Source organism: Corynebacterium humireducens NBRC 106098 = DSM 45392 (assembly GCF_000819445.1).
In the GTDB taxonomy this organism is placed as follows: domain Bacteria; phylum Actinomycetota; class Actinomycetes; order Mycobacteriales; family Mycobacteriaceae; genus Corynebacterium; species Corynebacterium humireducens.
Genome location: NZ_CP005286.1, coordinates 2,039,802 through 2,055,810 on the forward strand (window position 1 = coordinate 2,039,802; position 16,009 = coordinate 2,055,810).

Annotated in this window: 15 protein-coding genes; 1 reads left to right on the forward strand and 14 read right to left on the reverse strand. The window is 70.0% G+C overall.

Translation table 11 applies throughout. The features are described 5' to 3' along the window. Positions 1-7: 7 nt before the first annotated feature. From B842_RS10060 to B842_RS10100, 9 genes are all read right to left on the reverse strand, one after another. Positions 8-1,606 carry a ComEC/Rec2 family competence protein gene (locus tag B842_RS10060; protein WP_040086468.1) on the reverse strand — a complete coding sequence of 533 codons (1,599 nt, stop codon included), beginning with the start codon at positions 1,604-1,606 and terminating at the stop codon, positions 8-10. Beyond that, the gene (locus B842_RS10065; protein WP_040086470.1) at positions 1,603-2,223 is read right to left on the reverse strand and encodes a ComEA family DNA-binding protein; all 621 of its coding nucleotides are present in this window, start codon (positions 2,221-2,223) and stop codon (positions 1,603-1,605) included. The genes B842_RS10060 and B842_RS10065 overlap by 4 nt, the downstream gene beginning before the upstream one ends. A 79-nt stretch (positions 2,224-2,302) precedes the next feature. Next, positions 2,303-3,112: a DegV family protein gene (locus B842_RS10070; protein WP_040086471.1), complete on the reverse strand. Its 810-nt coding sequence runs from the start codon at positions 3,110-3,112 to the stop codon at positions 2,303-2,305. After that, positions 3,113-3,832: a histidine phosphatase family protein gene (locus B842_RS10075; protein ID WP_040086473.1), complete on the reverse strand. Its 720-nt coding sequence runs from the start codon at positions 3,830-3,832 to the stop codon at positions 3,113-3,115. A gap of 4 nt (positions 3,833-3,836) precedes the next feature. Further along, positions 3,837-4,313 (reverse strand): ribosome silencing factor, encoded by a 477-nt coding sequence (rsfS, locus tag B842_RS10080; RefSeq protein WP_040086476.1) that lies wholly within the window; start codon positions 4,311-4,313, stop codon positions 3,837-3,839. A gap of 101 nt (positions 4,314-4,414) precedes the next feature. Further along, a complete protein-coding gene (gene nadD, locus B842_RS10085; protein ID WP_040086478.1) occupies positions 4,415-5,002 on the reverse strand; it encodes a nicotinate-nucleotide adenylyltransferase in 588 nt (195 codons plus the stop codon). Further along, positions 4,999-5,823, reverse strand: coding sequence for a hypothetical protein (locus tag B842_RS10090; RefSeq protein WP_052437881.1), 825 nt, complete (start codon positions 5,821-5,823; stop codon positions 4,999-5,001). The genes nadD and B842_RS10090 overlap by 4 nt, the downstream gene beginning before the upstream one ends. Before the next feature lie 3 nt (positions 5,824-5,826). Continuing rightward, positions 5,827-7,104 (reverse strand): glutamate-5-semialdehyde dehydrogenase, encoded by a 1,278-nt coding sequence (locus B842_RS10095; protein WP_040086480.1) that lies wholly within the window; start codon positions 7,102-7,104, stop codon positions 5,827-5,829. Positions 7,105-7,150: 46 nt separating this feature from the next. After that, a complete protein-coding gene (locus tag B842_RS10100) occupies positions 7,151-8,071 on the reverse strand; it encodes a D-isomer specific 2-hydroxyacid dehydrogenase family protein (RefSeq protein WP_040086482.1) in 921 nt (306 codons plus the stop codon). A 99-nt stretch (positions 8,072-8,170) separates the two neighbouring features. Between B842_RS10100 and B842_RS10105 the strand changes: the two genes are divergently transcribed. Then, positions 8,171-9,376 carry a hypothetical protein gene (locus B842_RS10105; RefSeq protein ID WP_040086484.1) on the forward strand — a complete coding sequence of 402 codons (1,206 nt, stop codon included), beginning with the start codon at positions 8,171-8,173 and terminating at the stop codon, positions 9,374-9,376. A 5-nt stretch (positions 9,377-9,381) separates the two neighbouring features. Here B842_RS10105 and proB read toward each other — a convergent pair whose 3' ends face one another. From proB to B842_RS10130, 5 genes are all read right to left on the reverse strand, one after another. Beyond that, on the reverse strand, positions 9,382-10,602 hold the full coding sequence (proB, locus tag B842_RS10110; RefSeq protein ID WP_040086486.1) for a glutamate 5-kinase: 1,221 nt from the start codon (positions 10,600-10,602) through the stop codon (positions 9,382-9,384). Between the two features lie 19 nt (positions 10,603-10,621). Beyond that, positions 10,622-12,139: a GTPase ObgE gene (obgE, locus tag B842_RS10115; protein ID WP_040086488.1), complete on the reverse strand. Its 1,518-nt coding sequence runs from the start codon at positions 12,137-12,139 to the stop codon at positions 10,622-10,624. 113 nt (positions 12,140-12,252) lie between these two features. Continuing rightward, positions 12,253-12,525, reverse strand: coding sequence for a 50S ribosomal protein L27 (gene rpmA / locus B842_RS10120; protein WP_040086490.1), 273 nt, complete (start codon positions 12,523-12,525; stop codon positions 12,253-12,255). Positions 12,526-12,542: 17 nt separating this feature from the next. Further along, positions 12,543-12,848 (reverse strand): 50S ribosomal protein L21, encoded by a 306-nt coding sequence (rplU, locus tag B842_RS10125; protein WP_040086493.1) that lies wholly within the window; start codon positions 12,846-12,848, stop codon positions 12,543-12,545. 179 nt (positions 12,849-13,027) lie between these two features. Continuing rightward, positions 13,028-15,967, reverse strand: coding sequence for a translation initiation factor IF-2 N-terminal domain-containing protein (locus tag B842_RS10130; protein WP_052437882.1), 2,940 nt, complete (start codon positions 15,965-15,967; stop codon positions 13,028-13,030). Between the last annotated feature and the right edge of the window lie 42 nt (positions 15,968-16,009).

Consider the following 16,009-nt stretch of genomic DNA (forward strand, 5'->3'; position numbering starts at 1 on the left):
AACCACCTTAGAACCTCCCGTCGCGGGCGTGCTGCGAGCCGTCCGTGTGGAGGGTGACCTCGCCGTCGCGGTGCGGGAACAGCACGGGCACCCCCTCGCGGGTGACCGTGGGCCGGGTCGCCGGGCTGCCGGCGGGGTCGAGCACGACGATCACCTGGGTTCCGGCGGGGGCGTGCTCCACCTCCCCGAGCTTCTCGACGACGTGCACCACCAGGCCCTCCAGCGGGACCTCCGGCGGCGGGCGGGAGAGGTCGGCGTTCCACGCCCACCACGCGGCCACGATGAGGAGGGTCATCCAGGAGCGGCCCGCGAGCAGCCCGGCGAGGATCCAGCCGTAGGCGAGGAGCACCCACACGGGTCCGGCGGGCACGGTCGATACCGGCAGCCCGGCGCACCAGGTGGCGACCGTGTGGATCCACCACGTGCACGGCTCGAGGAGCGTCAGCGGGAGCCAGGCCAGCGGCCCGGGAATGAGTGCCAGACCGGCGGCGAGGAGCCCCAGCACGGTCACGGGTGCCACCGCCGGGGCCACGAGCACGTTGGCCAGCACGGAGACCACCGACACCTCCCCGGCCATCAGCGCGATGAGCGGGAGGGTGACCAGGTCCGCCGCGATCGCCACCGCCAAGGCGCGGACGAGAATGTCCGGTAGCCGGGTGCGTGCCAGGGCCGGGTAGAGCAGCGGGTGCAGGGCGATGATCCCGGCGGTCGCCGCCACGGAGAGCGCGAAACCGTAGCTGACGGCCAGGTCGGGGTCCCACAGGACGAGCCCGATGACCGCCAGGCAGAGTCCGTGGATCGGCTCCAGACGGGTGGAGCCCAGGACCGCGAGCAGGCCGACGAGCCCGGTGACGGAGGCCCGCAGCACCGAGGGCTCCGTGCCCACCAGACCGACGAAGACCGCCAGGGACAGGACCGCCGCCCCCACCTGGGCACGGGGCCCGAGGGTGAGCAGCCGGCAGGCCAGCACGGCGGCGGTGGTGACGATGGCGACGTTGGCACCCGACACCGCGCTGAGGTGCGAGAGGCCCGTGTCGGTGTACAGCTGCTGTTCCGCCCCGGACTGGGCGGAGACGTCACCGAGCACCATCCCCGGGATGAGGCCCCGCGAGGACTCCCCCACCGTCGCGTCGACGGCCGCCCGGAGCGACGCCCGGACCGTCGCCGCCATCCCCGTCGGCTCCGCCAGCACCGTGAGGTCGCCGTTGCCCACCACCTCTGCGAGGCCGGGGCGGCGGGAGGGGGACCAGGTGGCGTGGACGGACACCAGCGACCCCTGCTCGGCCGTGTCCGTGGTGAACACGGTGAGCAGCGCCGGGTGTTCGGGGGCGCGGAGGCGCACGAGGCCGGGGCCGGTGTTCACCACGCGGCCGATGAACTCCTCCGGCGCGGTCCACGCCGCCGCCAGACGCTGCCGCCACCACGTCGCGGCGGCGGCCAGCCCGCCGAGCACCCCGGTGAACAGCGCCTGCCCCGCCTGCCTCCCGAGGAACAGCCCGGTGGGGACGAGGAGGAGGAGAAGGGTGAGGAGGGGGACGTCGAGAAGCAGCGTCAGCGCGACCGCCCACACCACCACCGCGGCGGGCAGCAGGCGGAGTTCGCTCACAGGGTGACCTGGTCGCGGAGGGACTCGAACTTGGCGGGTCCGATGCCGCGGACGTCGAGAAGCTGCTCGACGCTGCCGAAACCGCCCGTGGACTCGCGGTGGGCGACGATGGCGGCAGCGGTGGCGGGGCCGACGCCGGGCAGTGCGGTGAGCTCGGACTCGGTGGCGGAGTTGAGGGAGATCCCCGAGGACGCCTCCGCGGGCGTCACCCCCACCACCGGGACGACCAGCTGCTGGCCGTCCGTGAGTTTCTGGGCGAGGTTGAGGGCGGTGAGGTCGGCGTCGGGAAGCGGGCTGACCTGCTGCAGCGCGTCGTGCACCCGCGCGCCGGGGGCGAGGGTGAGCAGACCGGGCTCCACCACCGCGCCGACGACGGAGACCACCAGCTCCTCCTGGTCCGCAGGTGGGGCCTCCACAGCGGGGGCCTCGAAGGCCACGGGCTCGGGGGTGCGGGACTGGGCAACGAGCAGCACGCCGACGACCACGACGACGCTCAGGGCGGCGAGGACGGCGTGACGGACGCTGAGATGCAGGCGTGGGGTGGGGTAGGCGACGTCGAGAAGATCCTCCTGCCCCGTGGGGCGGGTGAGGTCCTTGAGGCGGTCGAGCGGGCTCATGGCCCCGACGTTAGGGTCCCGGCACCACCTGTGGAAGGCAGGCGACCGGAACCTGTGGACAACTTTGTCCGGATGTCACCTATCTGGGGACAAGATCCTCCGGCTGCGACATGAACACCGCGGAGACCCCGATCGCGCCGGCGCCCGTGTGCACCGCGAGGGTCCGCTCCATCGGCAGGGTCATGAGGCTGGAACCGTCGGGCAGCACCTGCTCGAGCATCGACTCGAGGTGGGCGGCGGCCTCGGCGGCGTCGTTGTGCTGGATGGCGACGAACACGGGGCGGCCGTCGGCACGCTCGATGACCAGCTCCACCAGGCGGGTGAAGGCCTTCTCCTGGGTCCGGGTCTTGCCGACGAGCTCGAGACGACCGTCCGTGATCGACATGATCGGCTTCGTGGCCAGCAGCGTCGCCGACAGCGCCGTGCCGGTGGAGATACGCCCCGACCTCCGGATGTCCTCGATGCCGTGGAGGTAGACCCAGGTGGCGGAACGCGCCAGGGTGTCCTCCGCGATGTCCTGGCAGGTCTGCAGGTCAGCCCCCTCGGAGGCGAGCTTCGCGGCGGTCATCGCCGCAGCCCCCACCGCCATGCCGACGGAACCCGTCTCGATGACGCGGACCTGCTCCTCGGGGAAGACCGCCGCCGCCTGCACCGCCGCCGACCACGTGGAGGACAGCTCCTTGGCCAGGTGCAGCGCCAGCACGCCCTCGTCACCGCCGCGCTCCAGCTGGCGGGCGTACGCCGCGACCAGCTCCAGGGAGGACAGACCGGCCGTGGAGGAACCGTCACCGTCGGACATGACGTGCAGGTCGACGACGGTGATGCCCAGCTCCTCGACGACGTCGGCGGGCAGCCCGGAGGACGAGTCGGTGACAATACGGACCGGCATTTATCCCATGTTCCATCCGTCGAGGTACCACTGGGCGTCCCCGACGGTCTCCGGGGTGAAACGCGGCGCACCGACCTGGGTGCCACCGTTGCCGGACTCCACGCCGTGGGAGACGTCATCCAGGGCGTCACTGCTGCCCGGCTTGTAGCGCGGACGGGCGGTGAGCTCGGAACGGCGGGTGTTCTTCAGACCCGAGAGCATCGGGTACATGCTCACGTCGAGGCCCAGCAGGCTGGAGGTCAGGGCGGAGATGGTGCCGCCGTGCGCGACGATGAGGACGGCATGGGAGTCCCAGTCGTCGTAGTCGCGCATGAGCTCCTCGATGACGGGGCGGGCACGACCCGCCACCTGCACGCGGGACTCACCCCCGGGTGGGGCCCACGTGGCGTCGTGACGCCACGCCGCACGCGCCCCCGGCAGCTCCTCGTCGACCTCCGCGGAGGTGCGGGACTGCCACTCCCCCAGGTGCGTCTCCCGGAGACGGGCATCCGTCTGCACCTCGAGGCCGAGCTGCTCGGCAATGATCTGCGCGGTGTCGAAGGCACGCGTCAGATCGGAGGAGATGATGCGGGTGATCGGTGCGTCACTGAGCGCACGCCCCGCACGGGCCGCCTGTTCCCGGCCGAGATCGGACAGGTGGGTGTCCAGCTGACCCTGCATACGACGGGTCGCGTTGTAGTCGGTCTGACCGTGACGGATCAGAATCAGGCGGCGGGTCATGGTGTCAGTACTCCTCGTCGGCGTCGCCCGGAGCCTCCGCGGCGAGCGGGATCTCATCGATGGAGGCCACGGCGCGGGTGTCCACGTCATCCTCGGTCCAGGACCCCGGACGCTCCGGCGGCTCGAGGCCCTCGACCTCGATGAGCGGGCAGTCCCGGTACAGGCGGTCCAGGCCGTAGAACTCGCGCTCCGCGTCGCGCTGCACGTGGACGACGATCCCGCCGTAGTCGAGCAGCACCCAACGGTTCTCGCGGTTGCCCTCCCGTCGCAGCGGCTCCACGCCGGCCTTGGTGAGCTCATCCTCGACCTCTTCGACGATGGCGCCGACCTGGCGCTCATTGTCCGCCGAGGCCACGACGAAGATGTCGCTGATCGCCATCACGTCGGAGACGTCGATGACGGCGATGTTGCGGGCCAGCTTCTCGTCGGCGGCGAGAGCCGCAATGGTGGCCAGTCGGCGGGATTCGTCAGAAACAGTCACAGATGTCCTTCACAGTCAGCGTTGATGTGCCTTAAATCGCGTTCAGTTTCCCACGAAACCGGCGCTTTTCCTAGTCTACGCGGCCACCCGCGCCGCCGAGATCAGTACAGATCATTCTTCGCGATGTACTGCACCACCCCGTCCGGCACCAGATACCAGACGGGACGCCCCTGCGAGGCCCGCTCGCGGCAGTCCGTCGAGGAGATCGCCATGGCCGGGACGTCGATGAGGTGCACCCGCTCCTGGCGGGCCTCCGGCAGCATCTCCTCGGTGAGCTCATAGCCCGGGCGGGTGACGCCGACGAACTGCGCGAGGTCGAACATCTTGTCCCAGTCACGCCAGGTCAGGATGGACTGCAGGGCGTCCGCGCCGGTGATGAAGAACAGCTCCGCGTCCGGGTACTGCGCCCGCAGGTCCGTGAGCGTGTCGACGGTGTACGTGTCTCCCCCGCGGTCGATGTCCACGCGGCTGACGTGGAACCGCGGGTTGGAGGCGGTGGCGATGACCGTCATCAGGTAGCGGTCCTCCGCCGGGGAGACCTTCTTCCGCGCCTTCTGCCACGGCTGCCCGGTGGGCACGAAGATCACGCGGTCGAGTTCGAAGCGGTCCGCCACCTCACTGGCGGCCACGAGGTGCCCGTGGTGGATCGGGTCGAAGGTGCCACCCATGACACCGATACGCTCAGTCATGGCTCAGGATTATATCCCGTGACCCATCCCGCGAAGGTGTCCGCGACGTGCGCGTCCTCCTCCGTCGCGGTCTCGTCCACGTCAAGGAAGTACCGGTTGTGCACTCCCCCACCGGACCCCAGTGCGTCGCCGAGGTTGCTGGACGTCAGCTGGCAGGCGTAGTCACCGTCGAGGCAGTGGCGGTGTTTATTACTTATCGACGCCCCCGGCACCCCACCCGGACTGCCGAAGTACAACGCCCCCACCAGCTGACCCCGGTCGTGCAGCGCACGCTCCTGGGTGGCGAGCACCACCGCCCCCTGCGAGTACCCCACGAGCAGGTAACCGGGGGTGCAGCCGGTCGCGGTCTCCCAGTCGTCGATGAAGCCCGGCGTGCCGGTGACGGCCGAGTACATCCCGCCGACGAGTCCCCCGACGGCGTCCCCGACGATGACGTGCGGCGGGGTCGAGCTGAGCAGGGTACCCACTCGGCCGCTCATCTGGAGTGCGTCGAGGTCCTCGTCCTCCCCCGCCAGGGCAGGCAGCGGCATGCGTGCGGGGTAGACGGTGTCGTCCAACCCGAGGACCTGCACGTTCTCCATGGTCCCCGGGTGGCGCGCCTCCACGAAGTGCAGGAAGGCGCGGATGTTCTCCGCCTCGAAGCCGTTGGACGTCCACGGCGAGTCCGCGTGGTAGCGGGTGGGTTCCAGGTGCTCGTTCTGCTCGCTGCCGCGGGCGGCGAGCACGACGAGGTCAGGACAGGTGCCGGTGGGATCCTGCGCCTGCGCCGGCGGGGCGAGGAGCAGCCCACCGGCCAGCAGTACCGCCGCGGGGATCCTCATGCGTTAAGGACGGGTCTGTCCGGTGCCCTGCAGGATCCACTTGGTGGAGGTGAGCTCCGGCAGTGCCATCGGGCCGCGGGCGTGCAGCTTCTGGGTGGAGATGCCGATCTCCGCGCCCATGCCGTACTGCTCGCCGTCGGTGAAGGCGGTGGAGGCGTTGACCATGACGGCCGCGGCGTCGACCTCGTCGGCGAACTTCTGCGCGGTGGCGATGTTGCCGGTGGCGATGCCCTCGGTGTGGCCGGTGGTCCAGCGGGCGATGTGCTCGATGGCGCCCTCGACGCCGTCGACGACCTTGGCGGCGATGTCCATGGACAGGTACTCGTCGCCCCAGTCGGTGTCGTCGGCCGGGACGATGTCCTGCGCGCCGAAGGCCTCGAGCTCGGCGACGTCACCGTGGACGGTGACCCCCGCCTCCTGCAGCGCGGTGACGATGCGCAGCTTGTCGGCGTCGCTGAGGGCGGCGTCGATAAGCACCGTCTCGGTGGCGTTGCACACGGAGCAGCGGCGGGTCTTGCCGTTGAGCAGCATGGCGATGCCCTGCTCGAGGTCACCCTCGGCGTCGATGTAGAAGTGGCAGTTGCCGGTGCCCGTCTCGATGGCCGGGACCGTGGCGTTGGTGACCACCGTCTCGATGAGGCGGGCGCCGCCACGCGGGATGACCACGTCGACGAGACCGCGGGCGGTGATCAGGTCCTGCACGGAGTCGTGGGTCTCGCAGGGCAGCAGCTGGACGGTCTCACGCGGCAGACCGAAGTCGGCGACGACGTCCTGCAGGATCTCCACGAGCTTCGCGTTGGAGACCTTCGCGGTGCGCGAACCACGCAGCAGCGGCACGTTGCCGGACTTCAGCGCCAGACCGAAGGCATCGACGGTGACGTTCGGGCGGGCCTCGTAGACCATGCCCATCACGCCGAGGGGGACACGCACCTGACGCATCTGGATGCCGTTGGGCATGACGCCGCCGGTGAGGACCTCGCCCACCGGGTCCTTCAGGCCCGCGACCTGGCGCAGGCCACCGGCGATGCCCTCGATGCGGGCGGCGTCGAGGGAGAGGCGGTCGATGAGTGCCTCAGTGAGGCCCTCGGCGCGGCCGGAGTCGATGTCCTGCTGGTTCGCGGCGATGATGTCCTCGGTCTTCGCGACGAGCGCGTCCGCGGCCGCCAGCAGGATCTCGTTCTTCCGGGAGGTCGGCAGCTGCGCCAGAAGCGGGGCGACGGCCTTGGCCGCCCGGGCCTTGGTCAGTACTTCTTCACGTTCAATGGCGCGGGTGTCAGTCATGGGTCCCGAGTCTAGCGAAAGCTGCTTTCCGACGTGCCCCCTTCCCCTAGTAGCCCGCCTCCAGGTCGACCTCGTTCGGCATGCGCTCCCCCGCCTCGAAGGCGGCGGCGTTGTCGACGACGAGACGTCCCGTCCGCTGCTGGATGACCGTGTACGTGTTCGCGGTGTGCGGGGTGATCATGCAGGTGTCGATGTCCCACAGCGGGTGGTCGTCGGGCAGGGGTTCGGGGTCGGTGACGTCGAGGGCCGCCCCGCCGATGACGCCGTCGCGCAGGGCCTCCACCAGGTCCTCCGTGTGCACGAGGGGGCCGCGTGCGACGTTGACGAGCACGGCGGTGGACTTCATCTGCGCGAACACGTCCCCGTTGATCATGTGCCGGGTCTCCGGGGTGAGGGGCGCGAGCACGACGACGACGTCGGCGACCGGCCACACCTCGTCCACCTCCGCGATGGCGCGGGACTCGTCCGCCCCCGCCACCTCCCGCCCGGACCGGGTGACGGCGATGATCCGCACGCCGAAGACCCGGAGCATCTCGATGAGCTTGACGGCGATGCGGCCCGCCCCGATGATCGCGACGGTCTTGCCGTCGAAGAGCCACTGCTTGCGCCGGTCCACCTCGCGGCGCACCGACCAGCTGCCCGCCAGGGTGATCATCTTGTGCTGGTGCATCTGGGCCAGCAGGATCGCGATCGTCGACTCGGCGACCGTGTCGTCGTAGAGGCCGGAGGCGCAGGCCCAGCGGACGCCGCCGGGACGGATGAGGCCGGCGTCGACGAGCGCGTCGATGCCCGCGAACGTCGCCTGGACGTAGCGGATGTTCTCCGGCAGCGGGTCGGGAAACTTGCCCGGCCCCCCGTTGAACACGAGGAAGTCGGCGTCGTGGACGTCCTCGACGTAGGTGTGGCCGGCGGCCTCGATCTCGGCGATGGCGTCCGGCCACTGCTGCGGCTGGAAGGCGAATCTCATGGGTGACTCCTCCGGGGTGACCTGTGTCACCACGTTACCGGAACTCCACCCCTGGGCGGCCACCCTGTCTTTCCCCGGTTTTTCCGGGATAATGAAGACATGCGCTGGCCGTTCGGACGTCGTCCCCCGACTCCCCCGCCCCTGCCCTCGCCGCTGACCGTGGCGGAGCAGATCTCCCGGCTCGCCGAGCTGGGCATCCGCCTCCGCCCCGGGCTGACGGTCGCGGAGCTCGAGCGGGAGATCGTCTGGGCGCATGTCGCGGCCGACGACCTCGGGCATGACCAGCCCTTCCCGCCGGACCCCGCGCGACGTTGTCTCTACTGGTGGCTGCTCACGCAGGACGCGGTGGAGGGGGCCCGGCAGGTGCAGTACCCGCTGCGCAGCGAGTACGCGACACTGCTCACCGCGGAGCGGTTCCTCGCCCGGGTGCAGGAGCAGACGGACCTGCCGGTCGAGATGCTCGCCTGGCACCCCACCTGGCAGTCCACCGGGGCTGACCTCGTCACCATCGGGGGCCACGAGGTCATTCTCCTGCACGACTCCACCCTGGACTCCCGGCGGGAGTTCTTCACCGCGCTTCTCGACGCCCCCTCCGTGTTCGTCACCTCCGACCGCTGGATGTACAGCGCCGGCAGCGTCGTCCCCGTGCCCGCGGAGCACCGGGAGGAACTGCAGCGGCTGGTGGACGAGACCGTCGCGGTCGCCTTCCTGGGCACGGGGCAGGAGCCGCCCGAGCACCTGCTCACCGCCGGGCTGCCTGCGCAGCCGACGATGATCGCCACGACGGACCGTCAGCGGGCGACGGTCGCGCGGCGCCGCCACTACCTGGAGACCACCGGCGCTCCCCCGCTCACCCTGGAGCACAAACTCATGCTCCTCGAGAGGATCGGTATCCCGCCGGTACCCGGCGCCGACCTCCACCAGGTGGACGTGGACGGCTTCTACGCCCAGGCGGAGGACGGGGCCCCGCTCCTCCGGTACGTCCACTGGCAGGACCTCGAGTCCTTCGGGTCCTTCGCCGACTGGACGCCGCTCGTCCACCGGTTGTCGGAGGTAACGGGCACGCCGGTCACCGGCGTCTCGACGGGCGACGGCGTCGTCCGCCTCACCGTCGCCGGCACGACGCACGAGATCCCGGCGGAGGACCTCTCCCACGAGAGGTACACGACGCTGGACCTGGAGGCACTGGACCGGATCGCCGAGCTGCTCACCCCGGAGGGCCGCGAGCTCATCAGCACCGGCGACCTGCTCCTCTACCCGCGGGCGGGCACCTGGCAGGCCAATCCCGAGGTCCGCCGGATCTGACCCCGCTACAGGCGGGTGGCGTAGTTCGACAGGTAGTCCGCGTGGACCACCGGGCGGCGCTGCCCCTCGGGGAGCTCGTCGGTGTGCTTGCCCAGCATGTCGACGAGCACGTCCGAGTCGTAGGAGACCTCGCCGCGGCCGATGACCTGACCGTCGGGGCCGATGATGTCGACGATCTCACCTGCCTGGAACTCACCCTCGACGGCGGTGACGCCCACCGCCAGCAGTGAGGTGCCGCCAGCTGTGACGGCCTTGACGGCGCCGTCGTCGAGACGCAGCGTGCCTCCGGTGTCGGCGGCGTACAGCGCCCAGAACTTCCAGGCGGAGAGACGCTCGTCGCGCGGGTGGAAGACGGTGCCCACGGAGGCGTCGTCAAGTGCGGGGCCGATGTTGTCGGCGGAGGTCAGCAGCACCGGCACCCCGCCGCGGGAGGCGAGGCGGGCGGCGGAGACCTTCGAGGCCATGCCACCGGTGCCCACGAGGCCGCCGTCACCGGCGACGACCCCCTTGAGGTCACGTCCCGTGCGCACCTCGGAGATGAAGCGGGCGTCCGGCTCCGCGGGGTTGCGGTCGTAGAGGCCGTCGACGTCGGAGAGCAGCACCAGCGCATCGGCGCTGATGAGGTGGGCCACGATCGCGGAGAGGCGGTCGTTGTCACCGAAGCGCATCTCGGAGGTGGCGACCGTGTCATTCTCGTTGACGATCGGGATCGCCCGCATCTGACGCAGACGGTCGATGGTGCGCTGCGCGTTGCGGGCACGGTCACGGCGTCCGGCGTCGGAGGCGGTGAGCAGGACCTGGCCGATGGTGCGGTGGTAGCGGGCGAAGGAACGGCCCCACTGGTGCGCCAGGTGGACCTGGCCGACGGCGGCGGCCGCCTGCTTGGTGGCCAGGTCGGTGGGACGCTGCGTGAGACCCAGCGGGCCCATGCCGGCGGCGACGGCACCGGAGGACACGACGATGATGTCGGAGCGGACCATACGCGCCTGGAGGGCGTCGACGATGTGGTTGATCTTGTTGGGGTCGACCGTGAAGTCGTCGTTCGTCAGCGAGGACGAACCGATCTTCACCACCACCCTCTTGGCCTCGGCGATGTGGCTGCGCATCGCCGATTCGTGTCCGAACGCCGGACTGTCCTCCGGGGAAATGGCCGGGGCCGGGTACTCGACGTCGTCGTCATGATTCCGGTACGGGGACAGGGGCAGTCCATGAGGGCGCGTAGTCATATCCACTCAGCCTACCTAACTAGCCCTCCCAGCGTTCGCGGGACGCCTCCTCGCCGTCGCCGTAGTCGTACTCGTCGATGAGTCCACGGCGGGCCTGGGAGGCGCGCTTGCGCTCCGCGGCGGAGACACGGTCGGTGGACAGGAGGCGGGCGTCCCGGCCGCGACCTGCGACGGTCGGGTCGACGCCGGCGCCGGTGAGCGGCTCCCAGTCGAAGGAGATGTCGCCGATGGTGACGTGCGCCCCCTCCTTCGCCCCGGCCTTGTGCAGGGCGTCCTCCACACCGATCCGGTTGAGGCGGTCCGCCAGGTAGCCGACGGCCTCGTCGTTCTCGAAGTCGGTCTGCCTGATCCAGCGCTCGATCTTGGCGCCCTCGACGATGAAGCCGCCCTCGATCTCCGGGTCCTCCTCGACGGTGAACTCCGGCTCGCCACGACGGCGGGCGTCGACGGCCTGCGGACGGATGATCGTGTGCTCCGTGTCGACGGCCACCTTCGGGCGTCGACGACGGTCGGCCTTGACGATCTCCAGCAGCTTGTACTTCAGCGGGTCGAGACCCTGGTGGGCGACGGCGGAGATGATGAACACCGGCCAGCCGAACTTCTCCTCCAGATCCTCCCTGAGGAACTCCGCCAGCTCCAGCGCCTCGGGCACGTCGGCCTTGTTCAGCACGATGACGCGCGGACGGTCCCGCAGGTCGCCCAGGCCCAGGTCCCCGTCGAGCACGGACTCGTAGGCGGCGAGCTCGGCCTCGAGGGCCTCGATGTCGCTCACAGGGTCGCGGCCCGGCTCCATCGTGGCGGTGTCCACGACGTGCACCAGGACGGAGGTGCGTTCAATGTGCCGCAGGAAGTCGAGGCCGAGGCCCTTGCCCTCCGAAGCACCCGGGATGAGGCCCGGGACGTCGGCCATGGTGAAGGACTCGTGCCCGACGTTGACGACGCCGAGGTTCGGGGCGAGTGTGGTGAAGGGGTAGTCGGCGATCTTCGGCTTCGCCGCCGAGAGCACCGAGATCAGCGAGGACTTGCCCGCGGAGGGGAAACCGACGAGACCGACGTCGGCCATGGTCTTCAGTTCGAGGATGAGGTCGTGCTGCTCACCCTCCTCACCCTTCAGGGCGAAACCGGGCGCCTTGCGGCGGTGGGACGCCAGCGCGGCGTTGCCCAGACCACCGGCGCCACCCTCCGCGGCGATGAAACGGGTGCCCGGGACGGTGAGGTCCGCCAGGAACTCACCGCTCTCGGACATGACGACCGTGCCCACCGGCACCTCCAGCACGAGGTCCTCACCGCGGGCACCGTGACGGTGCCGGCCGGCGCCGTTGGCACCGCGGGAGGCCTTGAGGTGCGGGCGGAAGTGGAAGTCCATCAGGGTGTGGACCTGCGGCGAGACCTCGAGGATGATGTCACCGCCGTGTCCGCCGTTGCCGCCGTCGGGGCCGCCGAGGGGCTTGAACTTCTCGCGGTGGACGGACACGCAGCCGTGGCCGCCGTCGCCGGCGGACAGGTGCAGGACAACGCGGTCTACGAAGCGGGACATGGGCGGATTCCTCCTGTTGTGGTTCAGGTAACCGTCAAGATTACCCGTGAATGCGCCGGAGCCCGCCGCTCCCCAGCGGGGTGCGACGGGCTCCGGACACGGAACGTGGCGCCTTAGGCGTCGACGGCCACAGCCTCGTTCTCGACGATGTTGACCATGCGACGGTTGCGCTTGATGCCGAACTGGACGGCACCGGCCTTCAGGGCGAAGAGAGTGTCGTCGCCACCGCGACCGACGTTCTCGCCCGGGTGGAACTTGGTGCCGCGCTGACGGACCAGGATCTCACCGGCCTTGACCTGCTGGCCACCGAAACGCTTCACGCCGAGGCGCTTGGCCTCGGAGTCGCGGCCGTTGCTGGAGCTGGATGCACCCTTCTTAGTTGCCATTGGTTACCCTCCTTGGCTTACTTGATACCGGTGACCTTGACCACCGTCAGCGGCTGACGGTGACCCTGGCGCTTCTTGTAGCCGGTCTTGTTCTTGTACTTCATGATGTTGATCTTCGGGCCCTTGGTGTGCTCGACGATCTCCGCAGCGACGCTCACCTTGGCGAGGTCCTCGGACTTGGAGGTGACGTTGGCACCGTCGACGAGCAGAACCGGGGTGAGAGCCACGGACGCGCCCGGCTCACCCTCGATCTTCTCGACCTTGACGAGGTCGCCTTCGGCAACCTTGTACTGCTTGCCGCCGGTCTTGACGATCGCGTACATAGAGGGTTACCCCTTATCTAAACTCGGCTCAGGCCGGCGGATGCAGACCTGAATGGACGTATTTCACTTGCGTTCCAGGGCGGCAGCACGCTTGACCTGCTAAGATCTGGCGGCGCAATATCCCCAAAACAGCGACTGTCAAAGACTACCCCGCAAGGGTGTCAAAAGACAAACCGCCTCTACCGTCCACTCATCCGCCGTGCCACACGACGTCGGCCACGGGCCCGCTTCTCGACGCCGCCCTCCACCGGCTCCTGCCTCCGCTCCGGTTCCGCCTCCCGGACCGGGGTCTGGGTGGGCTGGGAGGTGCGGGTCGCGCGGCGCACCGCACGACGGCGACCACGGGAGCGGGTCGGCGCTCCGGCAGACACCTCGGAGGGGCGGTTGGAACGCTGCTTCACAGGCTCCTTCTCCTCCTTCTCCTCCTTCACCTCGGGTGCCTCCGGCTGCACGGCCCGGCCCCGGGTGACGCGACGACGGCGACGACGACCGGACTCCTCGGTGGTCTCCTCGGCCTCGGCGACCTTGATCATCGTCTCCTCGGCCTGCGCCACCGGACCGGAGGCCGCGGAACCCGGGTAGTCCTCCGGACGCGGACGGTGGTCCGAGCGGGAGTTGCCGCGGGTGCGGCGACGTCGGCGCGGGGAGGCCTCGAACTCGGCGACGGCCTGCTGGAAGGTCTTCTCCGGCACGTAGTCGGCGCCCGAAGGCTCGTCCGGGTCCTCGTCGTCGGCGTGGTCGACGGCGGCGTCGACAATGTCGACGATGTCAGCCACGTCGCTGCGACCACGGCTGGTGCCGCGGCGGCCGCGGCGGGAACGGCGGCGTCGGGAAGCGGTGTCCGCGGTGTCCGCGGTGGCCTCAGCCTCCTCGGCGGCCTCCTCACTGTCCGTGACCACCACGGCGGCGGCGAGCTCCTCGATGTCGTCGGACTGCGGCTTGTCGCGCTTCATGGCGGCGGCCGCCGGGTGCGGCTGGGCCGGCTTGCGGCGCGGCTTCTCCTCGATCTCGACGGGCGCCTCCACCGGGTCGTCGTGCAGGATGAGTCCGCGGCCACCGCAGGCCTCGCACTCGGTGGAGAAGGTCTCCAGCAGGCCGGTGCCCAGGCGCTTGCGGGTCATCTGGACCAGGCCCAGGGAGGTGACCTCCGAGACCTGGTGACGGGTGCGGTCGCGGCCGAGCGCCTCCTTGAGGCGGCGCAGGACGAGCTCCTGGTTCTCGGGCAGCACCATGTCGATGAAGTCGACGACGATCATGCCGCCGAGGTCACGCAGGCGCATCTGGCGGACGATCTCCTCGGCCGCCTCCAGGTTGTTGCGGGTGACGGTCTCCTCGAGGTTGCCGCCGGAGCCGGTGAACTTGCCGGTGTTGACGTCGATGACGGTCATCGCCTCGGTGCGGTCGATGACGAGGGAACCGCCGGAGGGCAGCCACACCTTGCGGTGCAGCGCCTTCTGCAGCTGCTCGTCGATGCGGTGCCGGGCGAAGGAGTCGGCGCCGTCGTGGGAGCTGCGCTGGTACTTCTGCACGCGGTCCAGCAGGTCCGGGGCGACGGACTTCACGTAGGCGTGGACGGTGTTCCAGGCGCGCTCGCCCTCGACGATGAGGGAGGTGAAGTCCTCGTTGAAGAGGTCACGGATCACCTTGACCAGCATGTCCGGCTCTTCGTACATGGTGACGGGCTTGGAGCCGCGGGAGTTGATCTCCCTGTCGGCGCGCTCCTGAATGTCCTCCCACAGGTGGTGCAGACGGTCGACGTCGGCGGCGATGGCCTCCTCCGACACGCCCTCCGCGGCGGTGCGGATGATCGCGCCACCCTGGCCGGGGACGACCTTGCCCAGGATCTCCTTGAGACGCTTGCGCTCCGGGGCGGGCAGCTTGCGGGAGATGCCCGCGCTGCGGCCACCCGGGACGTAGACGAGGAAGCGTCCGGCCAGGGAGATCTGCGTGGTCAGGCGGGCACCCTTGTGCCCGACCGGGTCCTTGCTCACCTGGACTAGCACCTGGTCGCCGGACTTGAGGGCCTGCTCGATGCGGCGGCTGCGCCCACCGAGGCCGGCGGACTTCCAGTCGACCTCACCGGCGTAGAGGACACCGTTGCGTCCCTTGCCGATGTCGATGAACGCCGCCTCCATGCTGGGCAGCACGTTCTGCACGCGGCCGAGGTAGATGTTGCCGATCATCGAGGCCTGCGCCTCGGACGTGACGAAGTGCTCGACGAGCAGCTCGTCCTCCAGCACGCCGACCTGGGTCACCATGCCCGGGTGGTCGTGGCGCTGACGCTCGCGCACCACCATCGTGCGCTCCACCGACTCCCGGCGCGCCAGGAACTCCGCCTGGGAGACGATGTGCTTCTTGCGCCGCCCCTCCTCGCGCAGCTCGGCGCGGCGGCGGCGCTGCGACTCCAGGCGGGTCGAGCCCTTCAGGGCGACGGGCTCCTCGGGGAGGTCCTCCTCCTCTTCCTCCGGCTCCTGCTTCTCGACGACCGCCTGCTCCCCCTGCTCCTCAGTGCCACGCCCGCGGCCGGCGCCGCGGCGGCCGCGACGGCGGCGTCGGGAAGCGGTGCGCTCCTCCTCGGACCCGGAGTCGTCGGACTCCTCCTCCGGCTCCGCCACCGGCTCCGGGGTCTCCGTCTCCGGGGCCATGAACAGCGGCACGAACTGCTCCACGGCCGGTTCGACGGCCGGCTTCGGGGTGATCTCCGGGGTGATGTCCTCCAGGAGTTCCTCGTCCGGCTGTTCCTTGAGCAGCTCGGCGAGGTCGGCCTCGACCTTCTCCTCGATCTGAGAGATCTCGTTGGCGACGTTCTTGCGCACCCGGGTGCGGATCTTCTCCTCGTCCGGCTCCGGGGTCGGCTCCGCGAGGGCGGCCTTGACCTTCTCCACCTCGTCGACGGTGAGGGTGGACTGCGCGACCTTCTTCAGGTCCATGCCGGCGAGGACCTCGATGAGTTCCTTCGAGGTCTTGCCCAGCTCCTTGGCCAGGGCGTGCACGCGGACCTTCGGGGCGGCCGGTGCGGTGGTCTTGCGGGTCGCCCGCCGGGTGGCGCGGCGCTTCTTCGGCGCGTCGGTCCCGTTCTGCTCGGCGTCCGGGTGGGTGGGTTCGGTGGAATCAGCCACGGATACTCCTGTAGTTGTGTTCGGCCGGCACCCCGGGCGCTG